Source organism: Sphingomonas gei (assembly GCF_004792685.1).
Lineage (GTDB): Bacteria > Pseudomonadota > Alphaproteobacteria > Sphingomonadales > Sphingomonadaceae > Sphingomonas > Sphingomonas gei.
Map to the genome: position 1 here is coordinate 510783 of NZ_SRXT01000003.1, position 23461 is coordinate 534243.

Below are 23461 nucleotides of genomic sequence, written 5' to 3' on the forward strand. Positions count from 1 at the left end.
AAGTGGGCGTGGAAACGCTGATCGTCGAGCGTTCGTCCTCGCCGGGCGCGGTGCTGTTGGCAGGACTCGTGACGTTGGCGAAGACGGCGCCGAGGCATCCGGCGTTGCCCGGCGTGCGGCTGGTTCGCCCCGATCTGGCGATCGAAGCGGCGCCACTGGCAGAGTATCGCGCGCTCTGCGGATTCAGCGAAGCGCAGGGCGTGCCGCCGATTTGGCCACATCTGCTCGCTTTCCCGCTCCACCTCGAGCTGATGATGCGGCGCGACTTTCCGTATCCGCTGGCGGGAACGGTCCACATCGGGAACCGGATCGTCCAGCACGGCGCGATGGCGATCGGCGGTCGGCTGACCGTCTCGGCGGAGTTTGGCGGGTTCCAGTCCCATCCGCGCGGCCAAGCCTTCACGATTCTCGCCGAGGCGCAACTCGGCGGCGGGACGGTGTGGCGGAGCGAAAGCGTGTATCTGCGGCGCGGCGCGCGATCGGCACTCGGCGGCCCGATCTCGACGCTGTCGGACGAAGACGCGGCGACGACGCAGACCGGCGCTGAGGCAATCGCACGCGCAGTGGCGCTGCGCTACGCCCGCCTCTCGGGCGACCGCAACCCGATCCACCTGTCGTGGCTGGGCGCTCGGCTGTTCGGCTTCAAGCGGCCGATCGCGCACGGCATGTGGACCAAGGCGCGGGCGCTGGCGCGGGTGCTCCCCGCAGCGCCGCTCGAGCGGGTCGCGATCGACGTGGCATTCCGGGCGCCGATCCTGTTGCCCGGGCGCGTGACCCATTTCGCCGATCGCGCGGGCGACGGCACTGGCTTCGCGGTGCGCGACGGTGCCGGCGAACGGCTCCACCTGGTCGGCCGGCTCGGCCGCGATCCCGTCTTCGAAGAGGAACTACATGCTCAGCATCAGTGAACCGCGCCGGGTCGCGATCCTCGGCGGCAGCCGGATCCCGTTCGCGCGCTCGAACACGACCTATGCCCGGGCTTCGAACCAGGAGATGCTGGCTGCTGCGCTGCAGGCGTTGGTCGACCGGTTCGGGCTCGCCGGTGAACGGCTGGGCGAAGTCGCGGCGGGTGCGGTGCTCAAGCAGGCGCGCGACATCAACCTGACTCGCGAGGCAGTGCTCTCGACGAGCCTGTCGCCCGAGACGCCGGCCTATGACATCCAGCAGGCATGCGGCACCGGGCTCGAGGCGGCGATCCTCGTCGCCAACAAGATCGCCCTCGGCCAGATCGACGTGGGCATCGCCGGCGGTGCCGACACCACCTCCGACCCGCCGATCGCGGTCAATGAGGGCTTCCGCCAGGCGCTGCTCGCCGCGAATCGCGCCAGGACGACCGGCGCGCGGCTGAAAGCGTTGGCCAGGATCCGGCCGGGAATGCTGTTCAAGCCCGAGCTGCCGCGAAACGCCGAGCCGCGCACCGGGCTCTCGATGGGTGAACATTGCGAACTGATGGCCAAAAGCTGGGGCATATCCCGCGCCGATCAGGACGCGCTCGCGGTGCGCAGCCATCATAATATGGCGGCGGCCTATGATCGCGGCGACTTCGACGACCTGATCGTGCCGTGGCGCGGGTTGGCACGCGACAATAATCTGCGTCCCGACAGCAGCATCGACAAGCTCGCCAAGCTCAAGCCGGCGTTCGATCCGGCGCACGGCACGCTGACCGCGGGCAATTCGACTCCGCTGACCGACGGCGCCGCGGTAGTTCTGCTCGCCAGCGAGGAATGGGCGCAGGCACGGGGCCTGCCGATCCTTGCCTATCTGCGCGCGGGCGAAGCCGCGGCGGTCGATTTTGTGAGCGGCGCCGAAGGGCTGCTGATGGCGCCGGCTTATGCCGTGCCGCGGATGCTAGACAAGCTCGGCATCCCGCTGCAGGATTTCGATTTTTACGAACTGCACGAGGCGTTCGCCGCGCAGGTGCTCTGCACGCTGGCGGCGTGGGAAGACCCGGAATTCGCGCGCGAGCGGCTGGGGCGCGACGTGCCGCCGGGATCGATCGATCGTGTGAAGCTCAACGTCAACGGCAGCTCGCTTGCCGCGGGGCACCCGTTCGCGGCGACCGGAGGGCGGATTCTCGCCAATCTTGCGCAGATGATCGACCGCCGCGGCGGTGGGCGCGGACTGATTTCGATCTGCGCGGCGGGCGGGCAGGGCGTCGTGGCGGTGGTCGAGAAATGACCGCCGAGCCGGTCGCGCAGAACGATGCGGATCGGCTCTGGGCCGAGCGCTTCTGGACGCGCTTCTATCGCCCCGGCGTTCCTGCAACCATCGACGCCGAGCTCGATGCGGCGGGAACGATGGCCGACCTCTTCGAGCGCGACGCGCTGCGCTACGCCGACCGTGTCGGCTTCGTCAGCCTGGGCAGCGGGCGGACCTATTGCGAGATGCTGGGCGATGCCAAGGCCTTCGCGGCATGGTTGCAGAGCGTGGGGGTGCAAAAGGGCGATCGCGTCGGGCTGATGATGCCCAATTGTCTGCAATATCCGGCGGCGTTGTTCGGCACGTTGTTCGCCGGCGCGGTGGTGGTCAACGTCAACCCGCTCTACACCGCGCCCGAGCTGGCGCACCAGTTGCGCGACAGCGGCGCGGTGGTGCTGGTGGTGATGGACATGTTCGCCGAGACCTTCGCGTCGATCCGCGAGCAGACCGCGGTGCGCGAAGTCGTGGTGACAAGCATGGGCGACATGCTCGGCACCCTCAGAGGGCCGGCGATCGGATTGATGCTGCGTTTCGCCGGGCAGAAGCCGGCGCCCTGGCCGAAGCGCGGCATGCACCGGTGGAAGCAGGTGATGCGCGGCGCGAGGGGGATGAAGTACCGCAAGCCCGAGATCGCGCAGGGTGACCTCGCATTCCTGCAATACACCGGGGGCACTTCGGGAGTGGCGAAGGGCGCGATGCTGACGCACCGCAACGTGGTCGCCAATGTGCTGCAGGGGCGCGCCTGGGTGCTCACCCAGATCCACGACGACGAGGTGCCGACCAACGTCACGCTGCTGCCGCTCTACCATATCTTCTCGCTCACCGCGAACCTGCTGATGTTCATGGGGGTGGGCGGACGCAACATCCTGATCGCCAATCCGCGCGATACGAAGCGGGTGAGCTGGATCCTCAAGAAGGAGCGGTTCACCGGGATGGCCGGGGTGAACACCTTGTTCGCCAGCCTGCTGGACGATCCGGACTTCCGGAGCCGCGATTTTTCTACGCTGCGGCTCACGATTGCCGGGGGCATGGCGACGCACGCCGATGTGGCGGGGCGCTGGGAGGCGCTCACCGGCAAGCCGCTGGTCGAGGGCTATGGACTCACCGAATGCGCGCCGGTGGTGTGCATCCGCCCGGTCGATTTCGCGGCGCCGGGAGTGATGGGCTATACCGGCACCGTCGGGCTGCCGGTGCCGTCGACCGAAGTGCGGATGCGCCGCGCCGACGGCAGCTGGGCGGCACTGGACGAGCCCGGCGAGCTGTGCGTTCGCGGGCCGCAAGTGATGCAGGGCTATTGGCGGCATCCCGAGGAGAGCGCAGGAGCATTGTCAGACGACGGCTGGTTCGCGACCGGCGATGTCGGGTTGATGGGGGAGGATGGCGAAGTGCGGCTGATCGATCGGATCAAGGACATGATCCTCGTCTCGGGCTTCAATGTCTATCCCGCCGAGGTAGAGGCAGTGATCGCCACCCACCCGGACGTGGCCGAAGTGGCGGTGATCGGCGTTCCCGATCCGGTGAAGGGCGAGCGGATCAAGGCAGTGGTGCATCCGCGCGGAGCGGGGCTTTCGGGCGAAGCGGTGCGCGCGCACTGCCGGGCGCAACTGACCGGGTACAAGGTGCCGTCGATCGTCGAGCTCCGCGACACGCCGTTGCCCAAGAGCAATGTCGGCAAGATCCTGCGGCGGGAGCTGCGCTGATGGCGCCCCGCGAAGTCGATGTGATCGTGGTGGGCGCCGGACTGGCGGGGCTGGTCGCGGCGAGCGAGGCAGTGGCGCGCGGCGCCTCGGTGATCGTGGTCGATCAGGAGCCGGAGCAGAGCCTTGGCGGGCAGGCCTTCTGGTCGCTCGGCGGCCTGTTCCTAGTCAACTCGCCCGAGCAACGCCGGCTGGGCATCCGCGACAGCCATGACCTCGCATGGCAGGACTGGCTGGGCAGCGCCGGATTCGATCGGCCCGAGGATAAATGGCCGCTGCGCTGGGCAGAAGCCTATGTGCGTTTCGCCGCGGCCGAAAAGCGCGATTGGCTGCGCGGGCTCGGCGTGTCGTTCGTGCCGGTGGTCGGCTGGGCCGAGCGCGGCGACGGGCGTGCCGAAGGGCATGGCAATTCGGTGCCGCGCTTCCACATCGCCTGGGGAGCGGGGCCGGGGGTAGTGAAGCCCTTTGCCGAGCTGGCCCGTGCGGCCGAGCGCGACGGCAAACTGCGTTTCCTGTGGCGGCACCGCGTCGATGCGCTGGAGACCGAAGGTGGGCGCGTCACCGGGGTTTCGGGCACCCGGCTCGCGCCCGACGAGGTCGAGCGCGGTGGTGCCAGCACGCGCGACGCGATCGGCGATTTCCGGCTGACCGCGCGTTCGGTGATCGTCGCTTCGGGGGGGATTGGCGGCGACCTCGACCTGGTCCGGCGCAACTGGCCGGCGCGGATGGGAACGCCGCCGGCGTTCATGGTGCGCGGCGTGCCGGCACATGTCGACGGGCGGATGATCGGCATCGCGCAGGCCGCCGGCGCGCGGCTGACTCACCCGGATCGCATGTGGCATTATGTCGAGGGGCTGCGGAACTGGCGGCCGATCTGGAAGGACCACGGCATCCGCATCCTCCCCGGCCCGTCGTCAATGTGGTTCGACTCGCGCGGCGATCGGCTGCCGCCGCCGTTCCTGCCGGGGTACGACACGCTGGGGACGCTGCGCTACCTGCTTGAGGGCGGCAACCCCTATAGCTGGTTCGTGCTCAACCAGTCGATCATCCGCAAGGAGTTCGCGCTGTCGGGCTCCGAGCAGAACCCCGACCTCACCAGCCGCAGCCTGCGCCGGACGTTGCGCCGGGTGACCAGCCGCAGCCGCGCGCCCGAGCCGGTCGAGGCGTTCAAGACGCATGGCGAGGACTTCTTCGTGGCGAACGACATCGCCACTCTGGTCGCGGGCATGAACCGGGTCGGGGAGGGCGCGCCGCTCGATCCGCGCAAGATCGAGGATTCGATCGTGATGCGCGATCGCGAGTTGGCCAATCGCTTCTCCAAGGACTTCCAGCTGATGGGGATCCGCAATGCCCGATTGGGCCTGGCCGAGCGGCTGATGCGAACCGCGCCGCCGCGCCCGATCCTCGATCCCGCAAACGGACCGCTGATCGCGGTGCGGCTCAACATCCTCACGCGGAAAACGCTGGGCGGGCTCGAGACCGATCTCGACGCGCGGGTGCTCGGTACCGATGGCGAGCCGATCGCGGGGCTGTTCGCGGTGGGCGAAGCGGCGGGCTTCGGCGGCGGCGGGATGCATGGTTATCGCTCGCTCGAGGGCACCTTCCTCGGCGGTTGCCTGTTCAGCGGGCGCGCTGCGGGGAGGGCGGTGGTTCAGGGCTGAACCGCTCAGCGTGGCGCAATTCCCACGGGCCCGAGGATACCGGACGGCTGGGCCGCCGGCGCTTCGACGAGCAGCACGATGGTGCGCGGTCCCGCTCCGGGCGCGATCGTGGCGCGCATCGGTCCGGTGGCCGCGGCGTCCTTGACCGCCACGCGAGTACCATCGATCCACAGCTCGGCGCGGCCACCGAGTGCCGCGAAACGGATCACGCCTCCCTCCGCGGCAATGCGCTTCCACGGCGTTACCCGCGCCCGATAGAGGCGCCAGACGGACCGGGCCTCGGCAGGGGTAGGCTGGCCGCTGCGGATCACATCCCAGCTGTTATTATCGCCATCGGCGGGCGCGAGCGCCGGGTCCGGACGCTCTGCAAAAGCCGCCGAGCGTTGCCAGTCGCGCACCTGCATCACCGCTGGCGGCGACGGCGCGATTTGCGGGCGCGGCGCGATATCAGCGCGGTCGATCGCGAGCGTTGCCGGTTTGAGTCCTTCTGCCGTGGCGCGCACGGTGATCCGCCCGCGGCCGTTGCCTGCGCGCAGGATCATCTGGGCCAGCCCGTTGAACAGCGAGCGCGTGCCGGCGGGGCCGGCGAACTGCTCGGACTCATGACTGTTCGGGTCGCCATTGCCAACGCCGAGCAACGTCGCGCCTTCGATGGTAAAGCGTGTCATCAAATTGGCGGTCGGGACGTGGCGCCCGCGCGCATCGACCGCGTGGATCGTGATCGGCTGCGCGTCCTCGTCGTCGCCTGCCATCACCGATCGGGCGGGCGTGAGCCGCAGCGCCACCGGCGCGCCCGCTGTCTCGTGCACCGCGACCGCCACGACCTTGCCGCCGCGCATCGCGCGCGCCTCGATCCGGCCGGGGGCATAAGGCACGGTCCACTCGTTGCCCATGATCCGGTCGACCTGCTGCACGCCGAGGTCGCGGCCGTTGAGGCGCAATTCCACGGTTTCGGCATTGCTGGCGACGAACACCTTGATCGGCTCGCCCTCGCGGCCCCGCCATGTCCAGTGCGGCGCGATCGCGACGACCGGCCGGTCGTCGATCCAGTGCGCGCTGTGGATGTCGAACGCGGTCTTGGGAAAGCCGCACAGATCGAGGATGCCGAAGAAGCTCGAAATGGTCGGCCAATCGTGCGGGGTCGGTTCGCCATGATAGTCGAACCCGGTCCAGACGAAGCCGCCGGCAACGAACGGCCGCGCGGCGATTTCCTTCCAAGTGTCGCGGTGCGTGCCGCCCCAGCTTGCCGCTTCGGTGTCGTAGGAAGTGATCACATGACCGGCGGAATCGGTCGCGAAGGCGCCGCGGGTCTCGAATGCGCTGGTATCTTCCGAACTGGTGATCGGCTTGGTCGGGTTCAGCCGGTGGAACTTGTCGTAATCGCCCTGGTAGTAATTGAAGCCCATGACATCGACGACGCTCGACACGTTCGCCGGATTGTAGAACGAGCCGTTCATCGCGGCGGTGACCGGGCGACTGTGGTCGAGCCGGCGGACTGCGGCCGACATGCGGCGCACCATCTCGACCCCGGCTTCGGTGCCCTGCATCGGCTCTTCGTTGAATACCGACCACAGGATGATGCTGGGATGGTTGCGGTCGCGCCGCACCAGCCATTCGAGCTGGGCGAGAAATTCGGGCGCGGGATTGAAGATGCGGTTCTCATCCATGACGAGAAAGCCCATCCGGTCGCAATGGTCGAGCAGTTCGGCAGTGGGGGCGTTGTGCGACATGCGGATCGCATTGCAGCCCATCGCCTTCAATCGCTCGAGCCGCCAGGCGAGCAGTGCATCGGGGATCGCGACGCCGACGCCGGCGTGATCCTGATGCAGGCACACGCCCTTGAGCTTGACCGGCGCGTCGTTGACGAACAGCCCCTTGTCGGCATCGAAGCGCACGCTGCGGAAGCCGATCGCGATGCGGCGTTCGTCGACGGCGAGGCCATCGCGCAGCACCCGGGTGCGGACGGTATGGAGGGTCGGCTTCTCGACCGACCAAAGCGCGGGGCTCCCGGCGTCGAGGATGACTTCAGTCTCGACCCGGTCGAGCGTGGGCACCGTCGCCTCGGTCCGCCCGGTCGCGATTTCGCGCCCGGTCGGGTCGAGCAACGTCGCCTCCACCGTCACCGCCGCGACGCCGCGCTCGATGTTGGCGAGGGTTGCCGTGACGGGCACGCGCCAGCGACCGTCGGGCGCCTGACGCGGATCGCAATGGACACCGTCGCTGACGATCGCCACCGGCGCGCGGCGGACCAGCCAGGCGTGGCGGTAGAGCCCGGCGCCTTCGTACCACCAGCCTTCCTTGGCGTTGGCGTCGACGCGGACGGCGATGATGTTGGTCTCGTCGCCGAAGCGCGCGAACGGCGTCAGATCTACATGGACGCTGTTATAGCCCGACCAATTGTGCGCGACGAGGCTGCCATTGACCCAGATCGTCGCATTGGTCGCGATGCCGTCGAAATGGAGTTCGATCGCCTTGCCGCGGTCGCCGGGGTCGAGGCGCAATGTGCGGCGGTACCAGCCGATCCCGCGCGGGCGATACCCCTGCGAGACGTTCGCCGTCTCGACGAAGGGCTGCGCGGCTGCCCAATCGTGCGGCAGCCGCACGTCAGGCCAATCGGAATCGTCATAGGCGATGGCTGCCGCGCCGGGCGCATTGCCTGCCTTCACGCTCATATAGGTCTCGTTATGACCCTTCGGTTCGGACACCGGAATGTCGCCTTCGTGGAAGCGCCAGCCGAGTTCGAGCAAGGTACGCGAGGGATCCGACTGAGGAAGCCGCGTGGGGAGGTTCCGCTCCGGCGCCGGCATCGGGAAACCGTCAGCATTTTCGGATCTGGCCGCTGCCGTGCCTGCGCTCACCGGGGTGACGAGCAAGGCGCCGGCGCCTCCGACGAGAAGTTCGCGGCGATCCATTGCGGTTACTCCAACTAAGGTGCGCTAGATGTCGCTGAGCTCGGCGACGAAATCATAGGCATCGCCGCGATAATAAGAGCGAGTGACTTCGGCGGGGCGGCCGTCGCGCAGGAACGCGCGCCGCTCGATCAACAGGCCGGGATGGCCGGGGTCGACGCCGAGCATCTTGGCGTGCTCGCTTCCGAATGGCACCGCGCGGAGGCGCTGGAGTGCGCGAACGGGGCGATTTCCGGCCTTTTCGAGCGCAGCGTAGAGCGAATCCTGCACCATCTCGACCGACGACAGGCAGTAACCGGCGATGGTCGAGAATTCGAGCGCCATCGCCTCGTCATCCGCATAGCGGATGCGCGCGAAGCGCAGCACCGGTGCGCCGGGAGAGAGCCCCAGCATCATCGCCTCTTCGGGATTGACCTGGCCGGGCGCGCGCGAGATCCAGCTGCTGCTCGCCTTGCGCCCGCGTGCCGCCATGTCTTCGGTGAACGACGAGAGCTTGGAGAAACTTTTCTCCACGCGGCCGGTAACGAAGGTGCCGGCGCCCCGGCGCCGCGTGAGCAGGCCTTCCTCGACCAGCCCGACGATCGCCTTGCGCACCGTGATGCGCGCCACCTCATATTCGACGGCGAGATCGCGTTCGGGAGGAATCGCATTGCCGGGCGTGAGGACATCGGAGCCGATCGCGTCGCGGATGAGCTGCTGAAGCTGCAGGTAGAGCGGAGACCGATTGTCCTCGCGGAAACGCCCGACCTGATCCGAAAATGCCATCCTTCTCCCCTGCGGTGCCCCTGCAGCCGTCGCCCCGGGTCGATGGCAACGCTATCGCAACGAGAATGATCGGGCAATGGCATGCAGTGGATTCATATTGGTCTCTATTGCGCTGTTCGCGAGCGTTCGGCGGCGTAGCCGCACGACAAGGCGCGTGGCAAAGCGGCGCAGGCGGCTATTGTGCCGCAGGACCTATATTGGTTACATCGGCCCGAATGCGTCCTCGGACGCCAGTTAAAGGGTGCGCGCATGCAGGTTGTGGAAGTTCGGCAAGCCGATCGTCGTCGCCGGCTTCGCGCTGCCCGACCTTTGGCATTGCTGCCGGCGTTGCTCGCCAGCGTCTGTGCCTTTGCCGCGCCGCGCGAGACAGTGTCGCTCGACGGCGCGTGGGAAGTGCGGATCGATCCGGCGGACACCGAACAGGTCGGGAAGCATCCGAAGGAGGCGAAATGGTTCGCCGCGCATGTTCCGGGCAGCGTCCAGCAGGACCTGATCGCGGCGAAGCGCGTCCCCGATCCGTTCAAGGGGATCAACGAGGCGCCGATCCAATGGGCGGGGCTGACCAACTGGCAGTTCCGCAAGCTGATCAATGTGACTCCGGCGATGCTGGCGCGCGGCCATGTCGAACTGGTGTTCGACGGGCTGGATACGTTCGCGACGGTGACAGTGAATGGCAAGCAGTTGCTCGCCGCCGACAACGCGCATCGCCGTTGGCGGGTGGACGTCAAGACGGCGCTCAAGCTCGGACGCAACGAGCTGATCGTCCGCATCGCCTCGCCGATCCGCACGCTCCAGCCGATGGTGTTGGCGCAGGCCAATCCGCTGCCGGGCGAATATGATTCGGCGTTCGGTGACGAACCCAAGGGCAAGCAGACCTCGCCGCACATCCGCAAACCCAAATATCATTACAGCTGGGACTGGGGTCCGCGGCTGGTCAATGTCGGCGTGTGGCGGCCGGTACGGATCGAGGCGTGGGACGAAGCGCGGATCGATGGGTTCCGGGTCGATCAGGAAGCGATCAACGATACCGAGGCGCGCCTGGTCGCACGTTGGCGGATCATGGCTGGGGGTCCGGCCGAGGTGGCGTTGCGCGCTCGCGTCACCGGGCCCGATGGCAAACAGGTCGAAGTCAGCCGGGTCGCGAGCCTCGTCGCCGGAGAGAATTGGGTCAGCGCGCCGCTGACGATCGCGACGCCGCAGCGCTGGTGGCCGGTCGGCTATGGTGCACAGCCGCTTTACGCAGTCGAAGCGACGCTCGACGCGGGCGGCGAGACCGAGGACCGCGTCACCCAGCGGATCGGGCTGCGCACCACCGAGTTCATCCGCAAGCAGGGCAGCTTCGGCTTCAAGATCAACGGCGTTCCGATCTTCGCCAAGGGCGCGAACCTGATCCCGTTCGACAATTTCCCGTCGCGCGTCGGTGAGCCGCAGATGCGCCAAGTTCTGGCCAGCGCGCGCGACGCCAACATGAACATGATCCGCGTCTGGGGCGGCGGCTATTATCTCGATGACGCCTTCTACCGGATGGCCGACGAGATGGGGCTGATGATCTGGCAGGACTTCATGTTCGGCGGATCGGTGACTCCGCCCGACGCGCCGTTCCGCGAGAATGTCCGCGTCGAGGCCGAGGAGCAAGTCGAGCGGCTCCAGCCGCATCCGTCGCTGGTCGGCTGGTCGGGCGGCAACGAGATATTGTCGGGCTGGGAGAATTGGTCCGATCGCAAGGCATTCAAGAAGCGTATCGGCGCCGACGAACAGGAGCGGATCGGTGCGGGCATGGCAGTGCTGTTCGATCGGGTGCTGCGCGAGGCAGTGACCAAGCGCGCGCCGGGCACGCCCTATTGGCCGGGCTCGCCTTCGAGCGACTATGAGGGGCCGACCGATACCGACAAGGATGGCGACCGCCATTTCTGGGACGTGTGGTCGGGATCGAAGCCGGTCGAGCGTTATCTCGACACGTGCCCGCGCTTCATGTCCGAATATGGCTTCCAGGGCATGCCCGATGTGTCGACGATCCGCGGCTTCGCCGGCACGGGTCCGCTTGCGATCGACAGCCCGGTGCTCAAGGCGCATCAGAAGTTTCTGGCGGGCGAGGGCAATGAACGCCTCCAGCTCTATCTCGACGCGCGGTTGCGCAAGCCGAAGGACTTTGCCGATCTGGTCTATCTGACTCAGGTCAACCAGGCGCAGGCGATCGACATGGCGGCGCGGCATCACCGCGCCTGCCGCCCGGTGACTCTGGGCTCGCTCTACTGGCAGCTCAACGATACCTGGCCGGCGATCTCCTGGGCGAGCGTCGACTATGAAGGCCAGTGGAAGCTGCTCCATTATGCCGCACGGCGCTTCTTTACGCCGCAGGCGATCGTTGCCGAGCACAAGGACGGCGCGACGCGGGTGGCGCTGGTTTCCGACGCCATGGCGCCGATCGCCGCCGAATGGCGAGTCCGCGCATTCGACATGGCGGGCAGGCCGCTCGGCACCAAAGGCGCGGCAGTGACCCTCGAACCCCTGGGCGCGCAGGAAGTGGCGCGCATCGCCGATGCCGAATTGTTCGCCGGCGCCGATGCCAACGCAAGCTTCGCCGTCGCCGAACTGACGATCGACGGGCGCAGCGTCTCGCGGACCATCGTCGAGCGCGCATTGGCCAAGGACATGGCCTATCCGGTGCCGGCGCTTCGCGCCCGCTGGGAAGGCAAAAGCGTGACGATCACCGCAGGCGCGCTTGCGCGCGCAGTGATGCTCGACTTCGGCGAACTGGCGGCACAACCGAGCGACGACGGCTTCGACTTGCTGCCCGGCGAGAGCGTGACGATCGATGTCCGATCCCAAGCCTCCGCCCCCGCACTGAAGCGGGCGCTGACGCTGCGCACCCTGGGACCGCAACAATGATCCTGCCATTTCTGCTTGCCGGCGCCGAGCCCGATCCCGACGCAGTCGCCAAGGCGATCGCGACGATGACGGTCGAAGAGAAGGCCGCGCAGCTGCAGAGCACTGCCCCTGCCGACGCCGAGGCCGGGATCCCGGCCTATGACTGGTGGAACGAAGGACTGCACGGGCTGGCGCGAAATGGCGTCGCGACCGTCTTCCCGCAGGCGATCGGGCTTGCGGCGACCTGGGACACCGGGCTGATGCGGCGCGTGGGCGACGTGGTGGCGACCGAGGCGCGGGCGAAGTTCAATGCGCGCCCGATCGGTGCCGACCGGCGGATCTATGAGGGGCTGACGATCTGGTCGCCCAACATCAACATCTTCCGCGATCCGCGCTGGGGTAGGGGGCAGGAAACCTATGGCGAGGATCCGTATCTGACCGGGCATCTCGGCGTCGCGTTCATCCAGGGGCTGCAAGGTCCCGATCCCGCGCACCCCAAGGTCATCGCCACGCCGAAGCATTTCGCGGTCCACAGCGGCCCCGAGGCCGGACGCGACGGCTTCGATGTCGATCCGAGCCCGCAGGATCTGGAATCGACGTATCTGCCAGCATTCCGGCTGGCGGTGACCGAAGGCAAGGCGCGCTCGCTGATGTGCGCGTATAATTCGATCCACGGCGTTCCCGCCTGCGCGCTGCCATCGCTGATGATCGATCGGCTGCGCGGTGACTGGGGCTTTACCGGCTTTACGGTTTCTGACTGCGACGCGGTCGCCAACATCCATCTGTTCCACCATTACCGGCTCGACGGGGCGGCGGCGGCCGCAGCCGCGCTCAAGGGCGGCAACGACCTCAATTGCGGGTCGGCCTATGCGGCATTGCCGCAGGCAGTGAAGCGCGGGCTGGTGAGCGAGGCGGAGATCGACACCGCGCTCACCCGCGCACTTTCAGCCCGCGCCGCGCTTGGCACTTTGTTCGGTGCGAACAGCCCGTGGCGCCGGATCGCGCTCGACGCGGTCGGCACGCCCGCCAATCGCGCGCTGGCGCTCGAAGCCGCGCGCAAGGCGATCGTGCTGCTCAAGAACGATGGCGATCGCCTGCCGCTTGCCAAGGGCAGCCGCATTGCGGTGATCGGCGCCGATGCCGACGATCTGAATGTCCTCGAGGCCAATTACCACGGCACCGCCAGGGATCCGGTGACGCCTCTCGAGGGCATCCGGCGCCAGTTCGGCGCGGCCGATGTGCGGTATGCGCAGGGCTCGCTCTTGGCCGACGGCGCGCCGGTGGTGGTGCCCGAAACGGCCTTCACGGCCGACGGCAAGCCCGGGTTGAAGGCGGAGTATTTCGCCGGCGCCGCGGTGACGGGCGCGCCGGCGGCGGTGCGGCAGGATCGCCGCATCGACTTCAACTATACTCGCGCCGCGCCCTTGCCCGGGCTCGACGCCAAGGGCTTCGCAGTGCGCTGGACCGGCGAACTCGTGCCGCCGGGGCCGGGCCGCTACGCGCTGGCGATCGATATCCCGGCCTGCTGGAAGGATTGCACCAGGCATGATGCCGTGCGGCTGTGGATCGACGGCAAGCCGCTGCATCAGGGCTCGCTCGGCAAGGCGCGAGTCGAAATCCCGCTCGTCAGCGACGGCCGGCGGCACGATTTCCGGCTCGAGCTCGACCATCATGGCGAGGACGAGGGGCTGCGGCTGCTATGGATGCCGCCCGCCGAGCCGTTGCTCCAGCAAGCCGTCGCGGCGGCGAAGGTTTCGGACGTGGTCGTCGCGGTGCTCGGCCTGTCGCCCGATCTCGAGGGCGAGGCGCTCCAGGTCACCGTTCCCGGCTTCGTCGGCGGCGACCGCACCGACATTGCCTTGCCGTTCGCCCAGCAAAGGCTGCTGCAGGCGCTGCGCGATACCGGCAAGCCGGTGGTGCTGGTGTTGACCAATGGCAGCGCGGTCGCGGTCGATCCGGCGATGGCCGATGCGATCCTCACCGCCTGGTATCCGGGCGAGGCGGGCGGCACTGCGATCGCCGAGACCCTGGCGGGGATCAACAATCCGTCGGGGCGGCTGCCGGTGACCTTCTACAAGTCGGCCAGCGACCTGCCGGCGTTCGTCGATTACGGGATGAAGGAGCGGACCTATCGCTTCTTTACCGGCACGCCGCTCTGGGGCTTCGGTCATGGGTTGAGCTACACCAGTTTCGCCTATCGGGGACTGGCAGCAAAAAGCGCGGGCACCGCCGCACCGGTTGAGGTTCGCGTAAACGTCCGCAACAGCGGCGCGCTAGCCGGCGAGGAAGTCGTGCAGGCATATCTGGTGCCGCCGTCACAGAAGGGCGGGTCGCTCACCAGCCCGGTGCTGCAGCGCCAGCTCGTCGGCTTCCAGCGAGTCACGCTGGCACCGGGCAAGGCGCAGACTTTGCGCTTCACCCTCGGTGCCCGCAGCATCAGCGTCGTCGCGCGCGACGGCACGCGACGGGTGGTGCCGGGCGCCTATCGCTTGTGGATCGGCGGCGGCCAGCCCGGTGACGGGCCCGGTCAATGGGTCGAGTTCACGCTGAGCGGCGCCGCGCAGGAGTTGCCGAAATAGTGGACCGTCGCAGCCTGATCGCCGGCGGGCTCGCGCTGGCCGCGACTCCCGCCATTGCGGGCCGTCGCCGCGAGATGGGCGGGGCGCCAAACCTGTTCATCGGCACCGGCGGGACCGGCCACACCTATCCCGGCGCGGCCTTGCCTTTCGGGATGGTGCAATTGAGCCCCGACACCGGAGTCGAGCGCTGGGAGACCTGCTCGGGCTATCATCGCGGCGACACCTCGATACTCGGCTTTTCGCATACGCACCTTTCGGGCACCGGCATCGGCGACCTGCTCGATGTGCTGGTCGTTCCCGGCACGGGCGCGGTCCGGCTCCAGCCGGGCGAGGAGGACAAGCCCGGTAGCGGCTATCGCCAGCGCTTTGCCGGCGAGCATGCCGAGCCCGGCTATTACCGCGTCGGACTCGAAAACGGCGTCGCGGCCGAACTGACGGTGACCGAGCGCACCGGCTGGCACCGCTATCGCTTTCCCAAGGGCGCCGGACATATCCTGGTCGACCTCTCGCACCTCGTGCTCGACCGGCCCGGCGCGCGGCCGCTGATCGACGAGGCGATGCTGGCGATCGAGGCGGACGGCACGCTCACCGGCACGCGGCGCACCTTCCGCTGGGCCAAGGGGCGGCGGATCTTCTTGGCGCTGCAGCTGTCGCGCCGGCCCGACCGCATCACCTTGGTCGGTGACGGCGATATCGAGCAGCCTGCCGGCGCCGCGCAAGTGACGGGCAAGCGGCTCAAGGCAGTGCTTCACTATGACGATGCCGGCAAGGCGCCAGTGATGATCCGCTGCGGCATCTCGGCGGTCGACATCGCCGGCGCGCGCGCCAACCTAGATGCCGAGGCTGCGCATTGGGACTTCGATCGCGTGCGTAGCGTCGCGGCAGACTATTGGCGCAATGCGCTCGACGTCGTCCGGGTCGAGGGTGGCACCACCGATCAGCGCACGATCCTGTCCTCGGCGCTTTACCACGCCCAAGTGGCACCGACCTTAGTTTCGGACGTCGACGGCCGCTATCCCGGGCTCAACGGCGAGGTGCAGAATGCGCCCGCCGACGGCGCCGCGTATAGCAGCTACTCGTTGTGGGACACCTATCGCGCATTGCATCCGCTGCTGACGCTGGTTCAGCCTGAACGGACCAAGCAACTGATCGACGACCTGATCCGCCAGACCGCGCAATCGCCGTTTGGGCCTTTGGTCTGGCCGCTGCAGGGCAAGGAGACGGGAACCATGATCGGCTGGCACGGCGTAGTGCCGCTCGCCGAGGCGCACGCCAAGGGGATCGAGGCGGATTATGCCGCGGCGTGGCCGGCGATCCGCAAACGCAGCTTCGATTTCGCCGCGCCCGACAAGGAGAATAGCCGCGGCCGCGACCTCTATGACCGGCTCGGTTTTGTGCCCGCCGACAAGATCAACGAAAGCGTAAGCCGTACCCAGGAATATGCCTATGACGATTGGGCCTCGGCACGGCTAGCACGTGCGGCGGGCGCCGGGGCGGATGCCGATCGGCTGACAAAACGCTCGGGCAATTGGCGCAACGTCATCGACGGCGGGATCGGCTTTGCGCGCCCGCGCTTCGCCGACGGGAAATGGTGGAAGGCCTATGACCCGATCCAGCTCGGTCACATGCCTGAGCCCGACTGGCGCGATTACACGGAGGCCAATGGCTGGCAGGCGACCTTCCTCAACCAGCACGACATTTACGGCCTGATCGCGCATCTGGGCGGCGATGCGAAGTTCGAGGCGAAGCTCGACGCCTTGTTCGATGCCCCCTCGACCTTGCCCGCCAATGCCCCACCCGACATCTCCGGGCTGGTCGGCCAATATGCCCATGGCAACGAGCCCGACCAGCACGCCCCCTATCTCTATGCTTATGCGGGGGCGCCGTGGAAGACGCAGGCGATGGTCCGCCGCTTGTGCACGGAGATGTACCGCAACGATCCCGACGGGATCATCGGCAACGACGATTGCGGCCAGATGAGCGCGTGGTTCGTCTTTTCGACGCTCGGCTTCTATCCGGTCGACCCGGTCGAGGCGGCCTATGTGTTCGGCTCGCCCTTGTTCGAGCGCGCCGAAGTCTCGGTGGGGGGCGGGCGCAAGCTGGTGATCGAGGCCCCCGGCAACGGCCCCGACACGCCTTATGTCGCCGCGGTGACCTGGAATGGGCGTCCGTGGACGCGCAGCTGGATCTCCCATGCCGAATTGGCGAAGGGCGGTGCGCTGCGTTTCATCATGGCCCGTACGCCCAATCGCGCCTTTGGCCGCCCGGTTGCCGACCGGCCGCCGTCCTTTGGCCGCACTCCCGCTTGAGAGGACTGGAATGACCGAGCTTTCCCGGCGCACGCTGATCGCAACCGGGCTCGCCGCCAGCGCGCTTCCCGCCGCGCCTGCGCTGGCGGGCGCCGCTGCGCCCAAGCCGTTCGGCGCGGTGCCGAGCCCGCGCCAATGGCGGTGGCACGGCCGCGAGCAATATGCCTTCGTCCATTTCTCGATCAACACCTTCACCGACAAGGAATGGGGCTTCGGCGACGAAGACCCCAAGCTGTTCGATCCGAGCGATTTCGACGCCGACCAGATCGTCGCCGCGGCCAAAGCCGGCGGGCTCGAGGGGCTGATCCTCACCGCCAAGCACCATGACGGCTTCTGCCTGTGGCCGACCCGGCTCACCGAGCATTGCATCCGCAACAGCCCCTACAAAGGTGGCAAGGGCGATATCGTCCGCGAAATGGCCGACGCGTGTCGCCGCGCGGGGCTCCCCTTCGGGCTTTATCTGTCGCCCTGGGATCGCAACCATGCCGAATATGGTCGCCCGGCCTATGTCGACTATTATCGCGCGCAGCTGACCGAGCTCTGCACGCGCTATGGCCGCTTGTTCGAGGTCTGGTTCGACGGCGCCAATGGCGGCGACGGCTATTATGGCGGCGCGCGCGAGGCGCGGAAGATCAATGCGCCGCGTTACTATGACTGGCCGTCGATCGTCGCGCTCGTGCACAAGCTCCAGCCCGACGCCTGCACCTTCGATCCGCTCGGCGCGGACATTCGCTGGGTAGGCAATGAGGACGGCGTCGCCGGGGATCCGTGCTGGCCGACCATGCCGGACCACCCTTATGTTCAGAGCGAAGGCAATTCGGGGGTGCGCGGCGGGCCGCTCTGGTGGCCGGCGGAGACCGACGTGTCGATCCGGCCGGGCTGGTTCTACCACGCCGACGAGGATTCGAAGGTCAAGAGCCCCGAGCGGCTGATCCGGCTGTACGACGAATCGGTGGGGCGGGGGACCAATCTGAACCTCAACCTGCCGCCGGATCGGCGCGGACGGATTCCCGATCAGGACGTGCGCATCCTCAAGTCGTTCGGCGATGCGATCCGGGCGACCTTCGCGCAGGACTTGGCGAAAGGCGCGATTGCGCATGCCAGCCATAGCCGCGGGCCGGGCTTCGAGCCGGCTCGCGTGCTCGACGGCGATCGTGAGAGCTATTGGACTGCCCCTGACGAGGTTGCCAATCCGGTGCTGACGCTCGACCTCAAGCCGGGGACGCGCTTCGATGTGATCCGGCTGCGCGAATATCTGCCGCTGGGGGTCCGTGTTACGCGCTTCGCGGTCGAAGCCGAGATCGACGGTAGCTGGCGCACGCTCGCCGAGCATGCCTGCATCTCGGCGCAGCGCGTGATTCGGCTGGCCGCGCCGGTCGTCGCGCGGCGGGTGCGGCTGCGCATTCTCGAAGCGCCGGTATGCCCCGCGATCAGCGAATTCGCCTTGTTCCGCGCGGTGGCGCCGGTCCCGGTGCCGACCATCGTATCGAGCGATCCATCGATCCTGGACGTGACCCGCTGGCAAGTCGTGACGGCGAGCGCGCCGGGAGCGGAAAAGCTGCTCGACAACGACGCCGGCACGGTCTGGATGCTGCCGGCGCCGACCCCATCCGCGCCGGCGCGCGTGACGATCGACCTTCGAAAGCTCGAGCGACTCGCGGGCTTCAGCCTCACGCCTTCGCGCCACGTGATGTCGAAGGCATCGCCGCCGAAGCGCTATGTCGCCGAAACGAGCGCGGATGGAAGCAGTTGGCAATCGGCGGCGCGTGGCGAGTTCAGCAACATCGCCTATGCGCTGTCGACTCAGCGCGTTCCGTTCGCGGCGCCGCGCCCCGCACGGTATCTGCGGCTCTCCTTCGACGAGACCGCGCTTGCCGAGCCGCGCATGGCGATCGCGGGCATCGGTGGATTCGTGGCCAAACCGTAACGGAACGGCCCCGCCGTCGGCCCCTGCCAAGGGCATCAAATGCCGCTGCAGCCTGCTCCGGCGGGCGGAAGCGACGCATATCGCGCGCAAACCATTGGTCCTATCGCGCTCACATTTTTATAAAACCAATTTTGTTTTTGGTATTGAAATTATGTTTCACCCGTGAGAATTGTGTTTCAGGATTGTGGCACACCGGCCGCGCCTGCCAAGCGGACGACGCCAGCAGCGTCGAACGAAAGGATTGGGGATGGAAACTTCGCGACGGGGAGCGATCGGGCTGGGCCTTGCCGGCATGGCTGGCGTTGCGCCTGCGATCGCCGAAGCCAGATCGGCGCCGCGGGCGCTGTTCGTCTCCACCTGGGATTTCGGGGTAGCGGCGAATGCTGCTGCCTATGCGCGCTGGAAGGCGAGGGGCACGCTGCTCGACGCGCTCGAAGCGGGCGCGCAGGTCCCCGAATCCGATCCGACCAATCACTCGGTGGGCTATGGCGGCTATCCCGATCGCGACGGCCATGTGACGCTCGACGCGATTCTGATGGACGACGCCGGCAATATGGGCGCGGTCGCGGCGCTCGAAGACATTATGCACCCGATCTCGGTCGCCCGCCGCGTGATGGAAAAGACCCCGCACACGATGCTGGTGGGGGAGGGTGCGCGTCAGTTCGCGCTCGCGCAGGGCTTCAAGCCCGTCAAATTGCTCACCCCCGAAGCCGAGGCGGCGTGGCGCGACTGGCTGAAGACCGCGAAATACCAGCCGATAGCCAATAGCGAGAATCAGCGCGGCTCCGCGCTCGATCATGACACGATCGGCATGCTCGCCTGCGGCCCGGACGGGCGGCTCGCGGGGGCCTGCACCACCTCGGGCATGGCGTTCAAATTGCGTGGGCGGATCGGTGACTCGCCGCAGGCGGGTTGCGGGCTGTTCGTCGAGAAAGGCGTCGGCGGCGCCACGGCGACCGGCGTCGGCGAGGAAGTCACCCGCATCGCCGGCACCGCGCGGGTGGTCGCTTCGATGCGCGCCGGGATGACGCCTGCCGCCGCCTGCCGCGAAGCCGTGCTCCACATCGCGGCGTTGCGCGGCGTCGCGGTCAAGGACGCGCAGGTCGGCTTTCTCGCGATCGACACGCACGGCCAGGTGGGCGGCTACGCGCTCCAGCCGGGTTTCACCTTCGCGGTCACCGACCTCGAAGGCCGCACGGAAGTACGCGCCGCGGAGAGCCTAACAAGGCCGCGCGGCACGAAATAAAGTTCAGGGTCTCTCAAGGGGAAAACACATGAAGAAGTTGAATAGTTTGTTGTTGGCGTCAACCTGTGTCGCAGCGATCTTTGCGATGCCGGCGATGGCCCAGGATCAGGCCGCGGATCCCACGCAGGTCACGACCGCCGACACCGACGACACCGCCGCCGGCGGCGACATCGTCGTCACCGGTACGCGCATCGTGCGTCCGAACAACCGCTCGGCCGCCCCGATCGTCACCACCACCGCCGCCGAGATCGCCGCGCAGGGCGCGACCACGATCGAGGAAGTGCTCAATCGCCTGCCGCAGGTGCAGGTGAACTCCGAGCAGAATTTCAGCGACTCCGAAGGGCGCCAGCGCATCAAGCTGCGCAGCCTGGGATATGAGCGCACGCTGACCCTGATCGACGGGCTTCGCGTCGGCCTCGCCAACACGGTCGACGTGGGCATCATTCCCACCGCGCTGGTCGAGCGTATCGACGTGCTGACCGGCGGCGCCTCGTCGGTCTACGGCTCCGACGCGGTTTCTGGCGTCGTCAACTTCGTGCTCAAGAAGAATTTCGAAGGCATCCGCCTCGACGCCAATTACAGCTTCTTCAACCACGACAATCGCGCGAACGACGTCACCGACGCCGTCCGGCGCGCCGGGTTCAACTCGGCGACGGGCATGGCCAATGACGGCGGCCGCGCCGATGTCAGCCTGGCAGCGGGCGTCAACCTGTTCGACAACAAGGTCAACATCAGCGGCTTCGTGAACTATCGCGAATCGAGCATCGTGCGGCTGCGCGACCGCTCCTTCTCGCAGTGCGAAGTGGTGCAGCCGAGCAACACGGCGGTGCTGTCGTGCTCGCGCGCCAGCTACACGCCGGCCGGAACGATCATCCCGCAGGCCGGGGCGCAGGCCGGGCAGATCCTGGTCAACAACCCGAACGGCAACGGGACCTTCATCCCGATCAACAGCGGCCCGGCCGCCGCTTCGGCCAATCCCTATGACGACTGGGCCTTCCAGCGCCCGTTCGAACGTCTCAATTTCGGCGGCTTCCTGACCGCGCAGATCAGCGATCATGTCGAATTTTACAGCACGGCTTTGTTCTATCGCGACAAATCGTACAACACGCAGCTCAACCGCAACTTCTCCTACACAGCCTATGGCGATGGCGACGTCCCGTTCCGGGTGAATTGCGACAATCCGTTCCTGTCGACGTCGCAGGCGCAGACGCTGTGCGGCGCCAATGCCGGCGCCGCCGGGCAGTTCGCACCGCTCGACGTGCGCTATCGCTTCGATGGACTGCCGCTGGTCGAGCAGAAATTCACCAATGAAGGCTACCGCATCGTCGCCGGACTGCGGGGACGCGTATTGGACGATGTCTGGTCCTATGATCTGGCGGGCATGATCTCGCGTGCGCAGCTCGATACGATCGATGTGCCGTTCGCGCAGTTCGACAACATCAACCGCTCGCTCGACGTGGTCAACGTGGGCGGACGGCCGACCTGCCGCTCGGTGGTCAACGGGACCGATCCGAGCTGCGTGCCGTTCAACGCCTTCACCCCGTTCAACCAGGATGCGGCGCTCAACAACTATCTGTTCGGCGGCGGAGATACGGGCGGCATCAGCACGCGCATCCCGCGGCTGCTTCAGTTCGTCGGCTCGGTGAGCGGCGATCTCGGCAAATACGGCATCACTTCGCCGTTCGCCGAGCAGGGCCTGGCGATCGCGCTGGGCGGCGAATATCGCGAGGAGATGGAACGCACCATCGTCAACGAGATCTACCAGCAGAACAACCCTGGCGGCCCCCAGAATCAGCGTTTCACGCAGAGCATCCTCGAAGGCAATATCGAGCTGCAGGCGCCTTTGGTCGAGGATCAGTCGTGGACCAAGCTGCTCCAGCTCAATGCCGGCTATCGCCTGTCGAAGTATAATCGCCTCGAAGGCAAGTTCGGTACCTGGAAGGTCGAGGGCATCTGGTCGCCGGTGTCGGACATCATCTTCCGCGGGTCGTACAACAAGTCGCAGGCCGCACCGGGTGTGGGTGCCGCCGCAGGGGCCGCCAACATCTTCTGGAACCAGGGTTTCTATGCCGACCCCTGCGCCCCGCAGATCAACCCGGCCAATCCGGGTGGCCCGCGCAATGGCCCGTCCGCGACGATCGAGCAGTGCCGCAACACCGGCCTGCCCGACAATCTGTACGGCAGCACGACGCTGATCTGCCCGGACGACCGTTGCACGGTGCGTGAAGGCGGCTTCGACCTGGCGCCCGAAAGCGCGTTCACCACTACCATCGGCGTGGTACTGCGCCCGCGGTTCATCCCTGGCCTGACCGTCTCGGTCGATCGCTGGCTGATCGACCTGGAGGACCAGCTGACGTTCCTCAATCCGTCGGACTGGATCAACGAGTGCCTCAACACCGGCAACGACTATTTCTGTCGCGGCATCGTGCGCGCTCCCAACGGCACGCTGTCGAGCTCGCCGGCTTCCAGCCCGTCGAGCGGTTGGGTCTCGCGCGGCTCGGTAAACGGGTACAAGTCGCAGTCGCACGGCTGGGATTTCCAGGGGCAGTATAATGTCGGTCTGGGCGGCGCCGGTTCGCTGGACATGGGCTTCAACGGCACCTTGATGACCCGCGTCGGCAGCCAGGGCGCGCCAACGGTGGAGCCACGTGACTGCACCGGCTATTTTGGCAATGGCTGTGGCGAAAGCATGCCCACCTGGGCGCATCAGTTCCGCACCACCTGGACCACGGCCGACCGTGTCGCCAGCGTATCGCTGAACTGGCGGCATCGTAGCGGCATGCCGATGACCGTCTATGCGCCTGCCGACACCGGCATCCCGGACCTGCCCGATAGCGATCGGCGCGACCAGTATCCGGGCATCAAGGCCTATGACTGGTTCGATCTGGCGCTCAGCTTCGACGTCAACAAGCAGATGACGTTCCGGGTCGCCGCGAACAACATCTTCGATCGCGATCCGCCGCTCGTCCCCGACAGCCGCGCCCGCATCGGGCTGCTGCGTGGCAATACAATCATGGGCTACGACCTACTCGGCAGGCAGATCGTCGCGGGCATTTCGCTCCGCCTGTGACGCCAAACCGCTACGCCTCCCGGGATCTATTTCCCGGGGGCGAGATCGTCATCGCTACGACGATCGACTTCTAAGCCCTGACCCTCGACCCCGAGGGTCTCCCCCCATGGGCCCGCCTCCTCACGGAGGTGGGCTCTTTTTTTCCTTTTGGGCCGGGCTTCCGCGCGAGCGCGGCAAGCGCGCGCTGAGCCGGTGCCGAGGTCGTGGATCGCAAGGCTGGGCGGACACCAC

At 67.3% G+C, this 23461-nt stretch carries 12 protein-coding genes; 10 read left to right on the top strand and 2 right to left on the bottom strand.

The genetic code is table 11. From position 1 onward, the window contains the following. Positions 1–8 precede the first annotated feature (8 nt). From E5A73_RS09410 to E5A73_RS09425, 4 genes are read left to right on the top strand one after another with little or no spacing between them, the layout of a single operon-like run. Positions 9–908, top strand: coding sequence for a MaoC family dehydratase (locus E5A73_RS09410; RefSeq protein ID WP_206366434.1), 900 nt, complete (start codon positions 9–11; stop codon positions 906–908). Continuing rightward, positions 892–2178: an acetyl-CoA C-acetyltransferase gene (locus E5A73_RS09415; protein ID WP_135963551.1), complete on the top strand. Its 1287-nt coding sequence runs from the start codon at positions 892–894 to the stop codon at positions 2176–2178. Before E5A73_RS09410 ends, E5A73_RS09415 begins: the two co-directional genes overlap by 17 nt. Beyond that, positions 2175–3899: an AMP-binding protein gene (locus E5A73_RS09420; protein ID WP_135963552.1), complete on the top strand. Its 1725-nt coding sequence runs from the start codon at positions 2175–2177 to the stop codon at positions 3897–3899. Before E5A73_RS09415 ends, E5A73_RS09420 begins: the two co-directional genes overlap by 4 nt. Beyond that, entirely contained in the window at positions 3899–5557 is a 1659-nt protein-coding gene (locus E5A73_RS09425) for an FAD-binding dehydrogenase (protein WP_135963553.1), read from the top strand. The genes E5A73_RS09420 and E5A73_RS09425 overlap by 1 nt, the downstream gene beginning before the upstream one ends. 5 nt (positions 5558–5562) lie before the next feature. On the opposite strand, the gene galA is transcribed toward E5A73_RS09425, so the two are convergent. After that, complete coding sequence (gene galA / locus E5A73_RS09430; RefSeq protein ID WP_135963554.1) at positions 5563–8469, bottom strand: beta-galactosidase GalA; 2907 nt, start codon at positions 8467–8469, stop codon at positions 5563–5565. 24 nt (positions 8470–8493) lie between these two features. Then, positions 8494–9231, bottom strand: a complete 738-nt coding sequence (locus E5A73_RS09435; protein ID WP_135963555.1) for a GntR family transcriptional regulator — start codon at positions 9229–9231, stop codon at positions 8494–8496. Between the two features lie 249 nt (positions 9232–9480). Here E5A73_RS09435 and E5A73_RS09440 point away from each other — a divergent pair, with 249 nt between their 5' ends. The 6 genes from E5A73_RS09440 to E5A73_RS09465 all read left to right on the top strand — a co-directional run bounded on the left by E5A73_RS09440 (position 9481) and on the right by E5A73_RS09465 (position 23230). After that, positions 9481–12120, top strand: coding sequence for a beta-mannosidase (locus E5A73_RS09440; RefSeq protein WP_135963556.1), 2640 nt, complete (start codon positions 9481–9483; stop codon positions 12118–12120). Then, positions 12117–14678, top strand: a complete 2562-nt coding sequence (locus tag E5A73_RS09445; protein WP_135963557.1) for a glycoside hydrolase family 3 C-terminal domain-containing protein — start codon at positions 12117–12119, stop codon at positions 14676–14678. Before E5A73_RS09440 ends, E5A73_RS09445 begins: the two co-directional genes overlap by 4 nt. Beyond that, positions 14675–16987, top strand: coding sequence for a GH92 family glycosyl hydrolase (locus E5A73_RS09450; protein ID WP_420822568.1), 2313 nt, complete (start codon positions 14675–14677; stop codon positions 16985–16987). Before E5A73_RS09445 ends, E5A73_RS09450 begins: the two co-directional genes overlap by 4 nt. Positions 16988–16997: 10 nt before the next feature. Next, positions 16998–18914, top strand: coding sequence for an alpha-L-fucosidase (locus tag E5A73_RS09455; RefSeq protein WP_135963559.1), 1917 nt, complete (start codon positions 16998–17000; stop codon positions 18912–18914). A 247-nt stretch (positions 18915–19161) separates the two neighbouring features. Continuing rightward, positions 19162–20160: a glycosylasparaginase gene (locus tag E5A73_RS09460; RefSeq protein WP_135963560.1), complete on the top strand. Its 999-nt coding sequence runs from the start codon at positions 19162–19164 to the stop codon at positions 20158–20160. A gap of 94 nt (positions 20161–20254) precedes the next feature. Then, the gene (locus E5A73_RS09465; RefSeq protein ID WP_240700110.1) at positions 20255–23230 is read left to right on the top strand and encodes a TonB-dependent receptor plug domain-containing protein; all 2976 of its coding nucleotides are present in this window, start codon (positions 20255–20257) and stop codon (positions 23228–23230) included. Positions 23231–23461 lie beyond the last annotated feature (231 nt).

Excerpts from the sequence above, each read along its gene's own strand:
- E5A73_RS09415 (WP_135963551.1), top strand. The coding sequence starts at position 892 with ATGCTCAGCATCAGTGAACCGCGCCGGGTCGCGATCCTCGGCGGCAGC.
- E5A73_RS09420 (WP_135963552.1), top strand. The coding sequence starts at position 2,175 with ATGACCGCCGAGCCGGTCGCGCAGAACGATGCGGATCGGCTCTGGGCC.
- E5A73_RS09425 (WP_135963553.1), top strand. The coding sequence starts at position 3,899 with ATGGCGCCCCGCGAAGTCGATGTGATCGTGGTGGGCGCCGGACTGGCG.
- galA (WP_135963554.1), bottom strand. The coding sequence starts at position 8,469 with ATGGATCGCCGCGAACTTCTCGTCGGAGGCGCCGGCGCCTTGCTCGTC.
- E5A73_RS09435 (WP_135963555.1), bottom strand. The coding sequence starts at position 9,231 with ATGGCATTTTCGGATCAGGTCGGGCGTTTCCGCGAGGACAATCGGTCT.
- E5A73_RS09440 (WP_135963556.1), top strand. The coding sequence starts at position 9,481 with ATGCAGGTTGTGGAAGTTCGGCAAGCCGATCGTCGTCGCCGGCTTCGC.
- E5A73_RS09445 (WP_135963557.1), top strand. The coding sequence starts at position 12,117 with ATGATCCTGCCATTTCTGCTTGCCGGCGCCGAGCCCGATCCCGACGCA.
- E5A73_RS09455 (WP_135963559.1), top strand. The coding sequence starts at position 16,998 with ATGACCGAGCTTTCCCGGCGCACGCTGATCGCAACCGGGCTCGCCGCC.
- E5A73_RS09460 (WP_135963560.1), top strand. The coding sequence starts at position 19,162 with ATGGAAACTTCGCGACGGGGAGCGATCGGGCTGGGCCTTGCCGGCATG.
- E5A73_RS09465 (WP_240700110.1), top strand. The coding sequence starts at position 20,255 with ATGGCCCAGGATCAGGCCGCGGATCCCACGCAGGTCACGACCGCCGAC.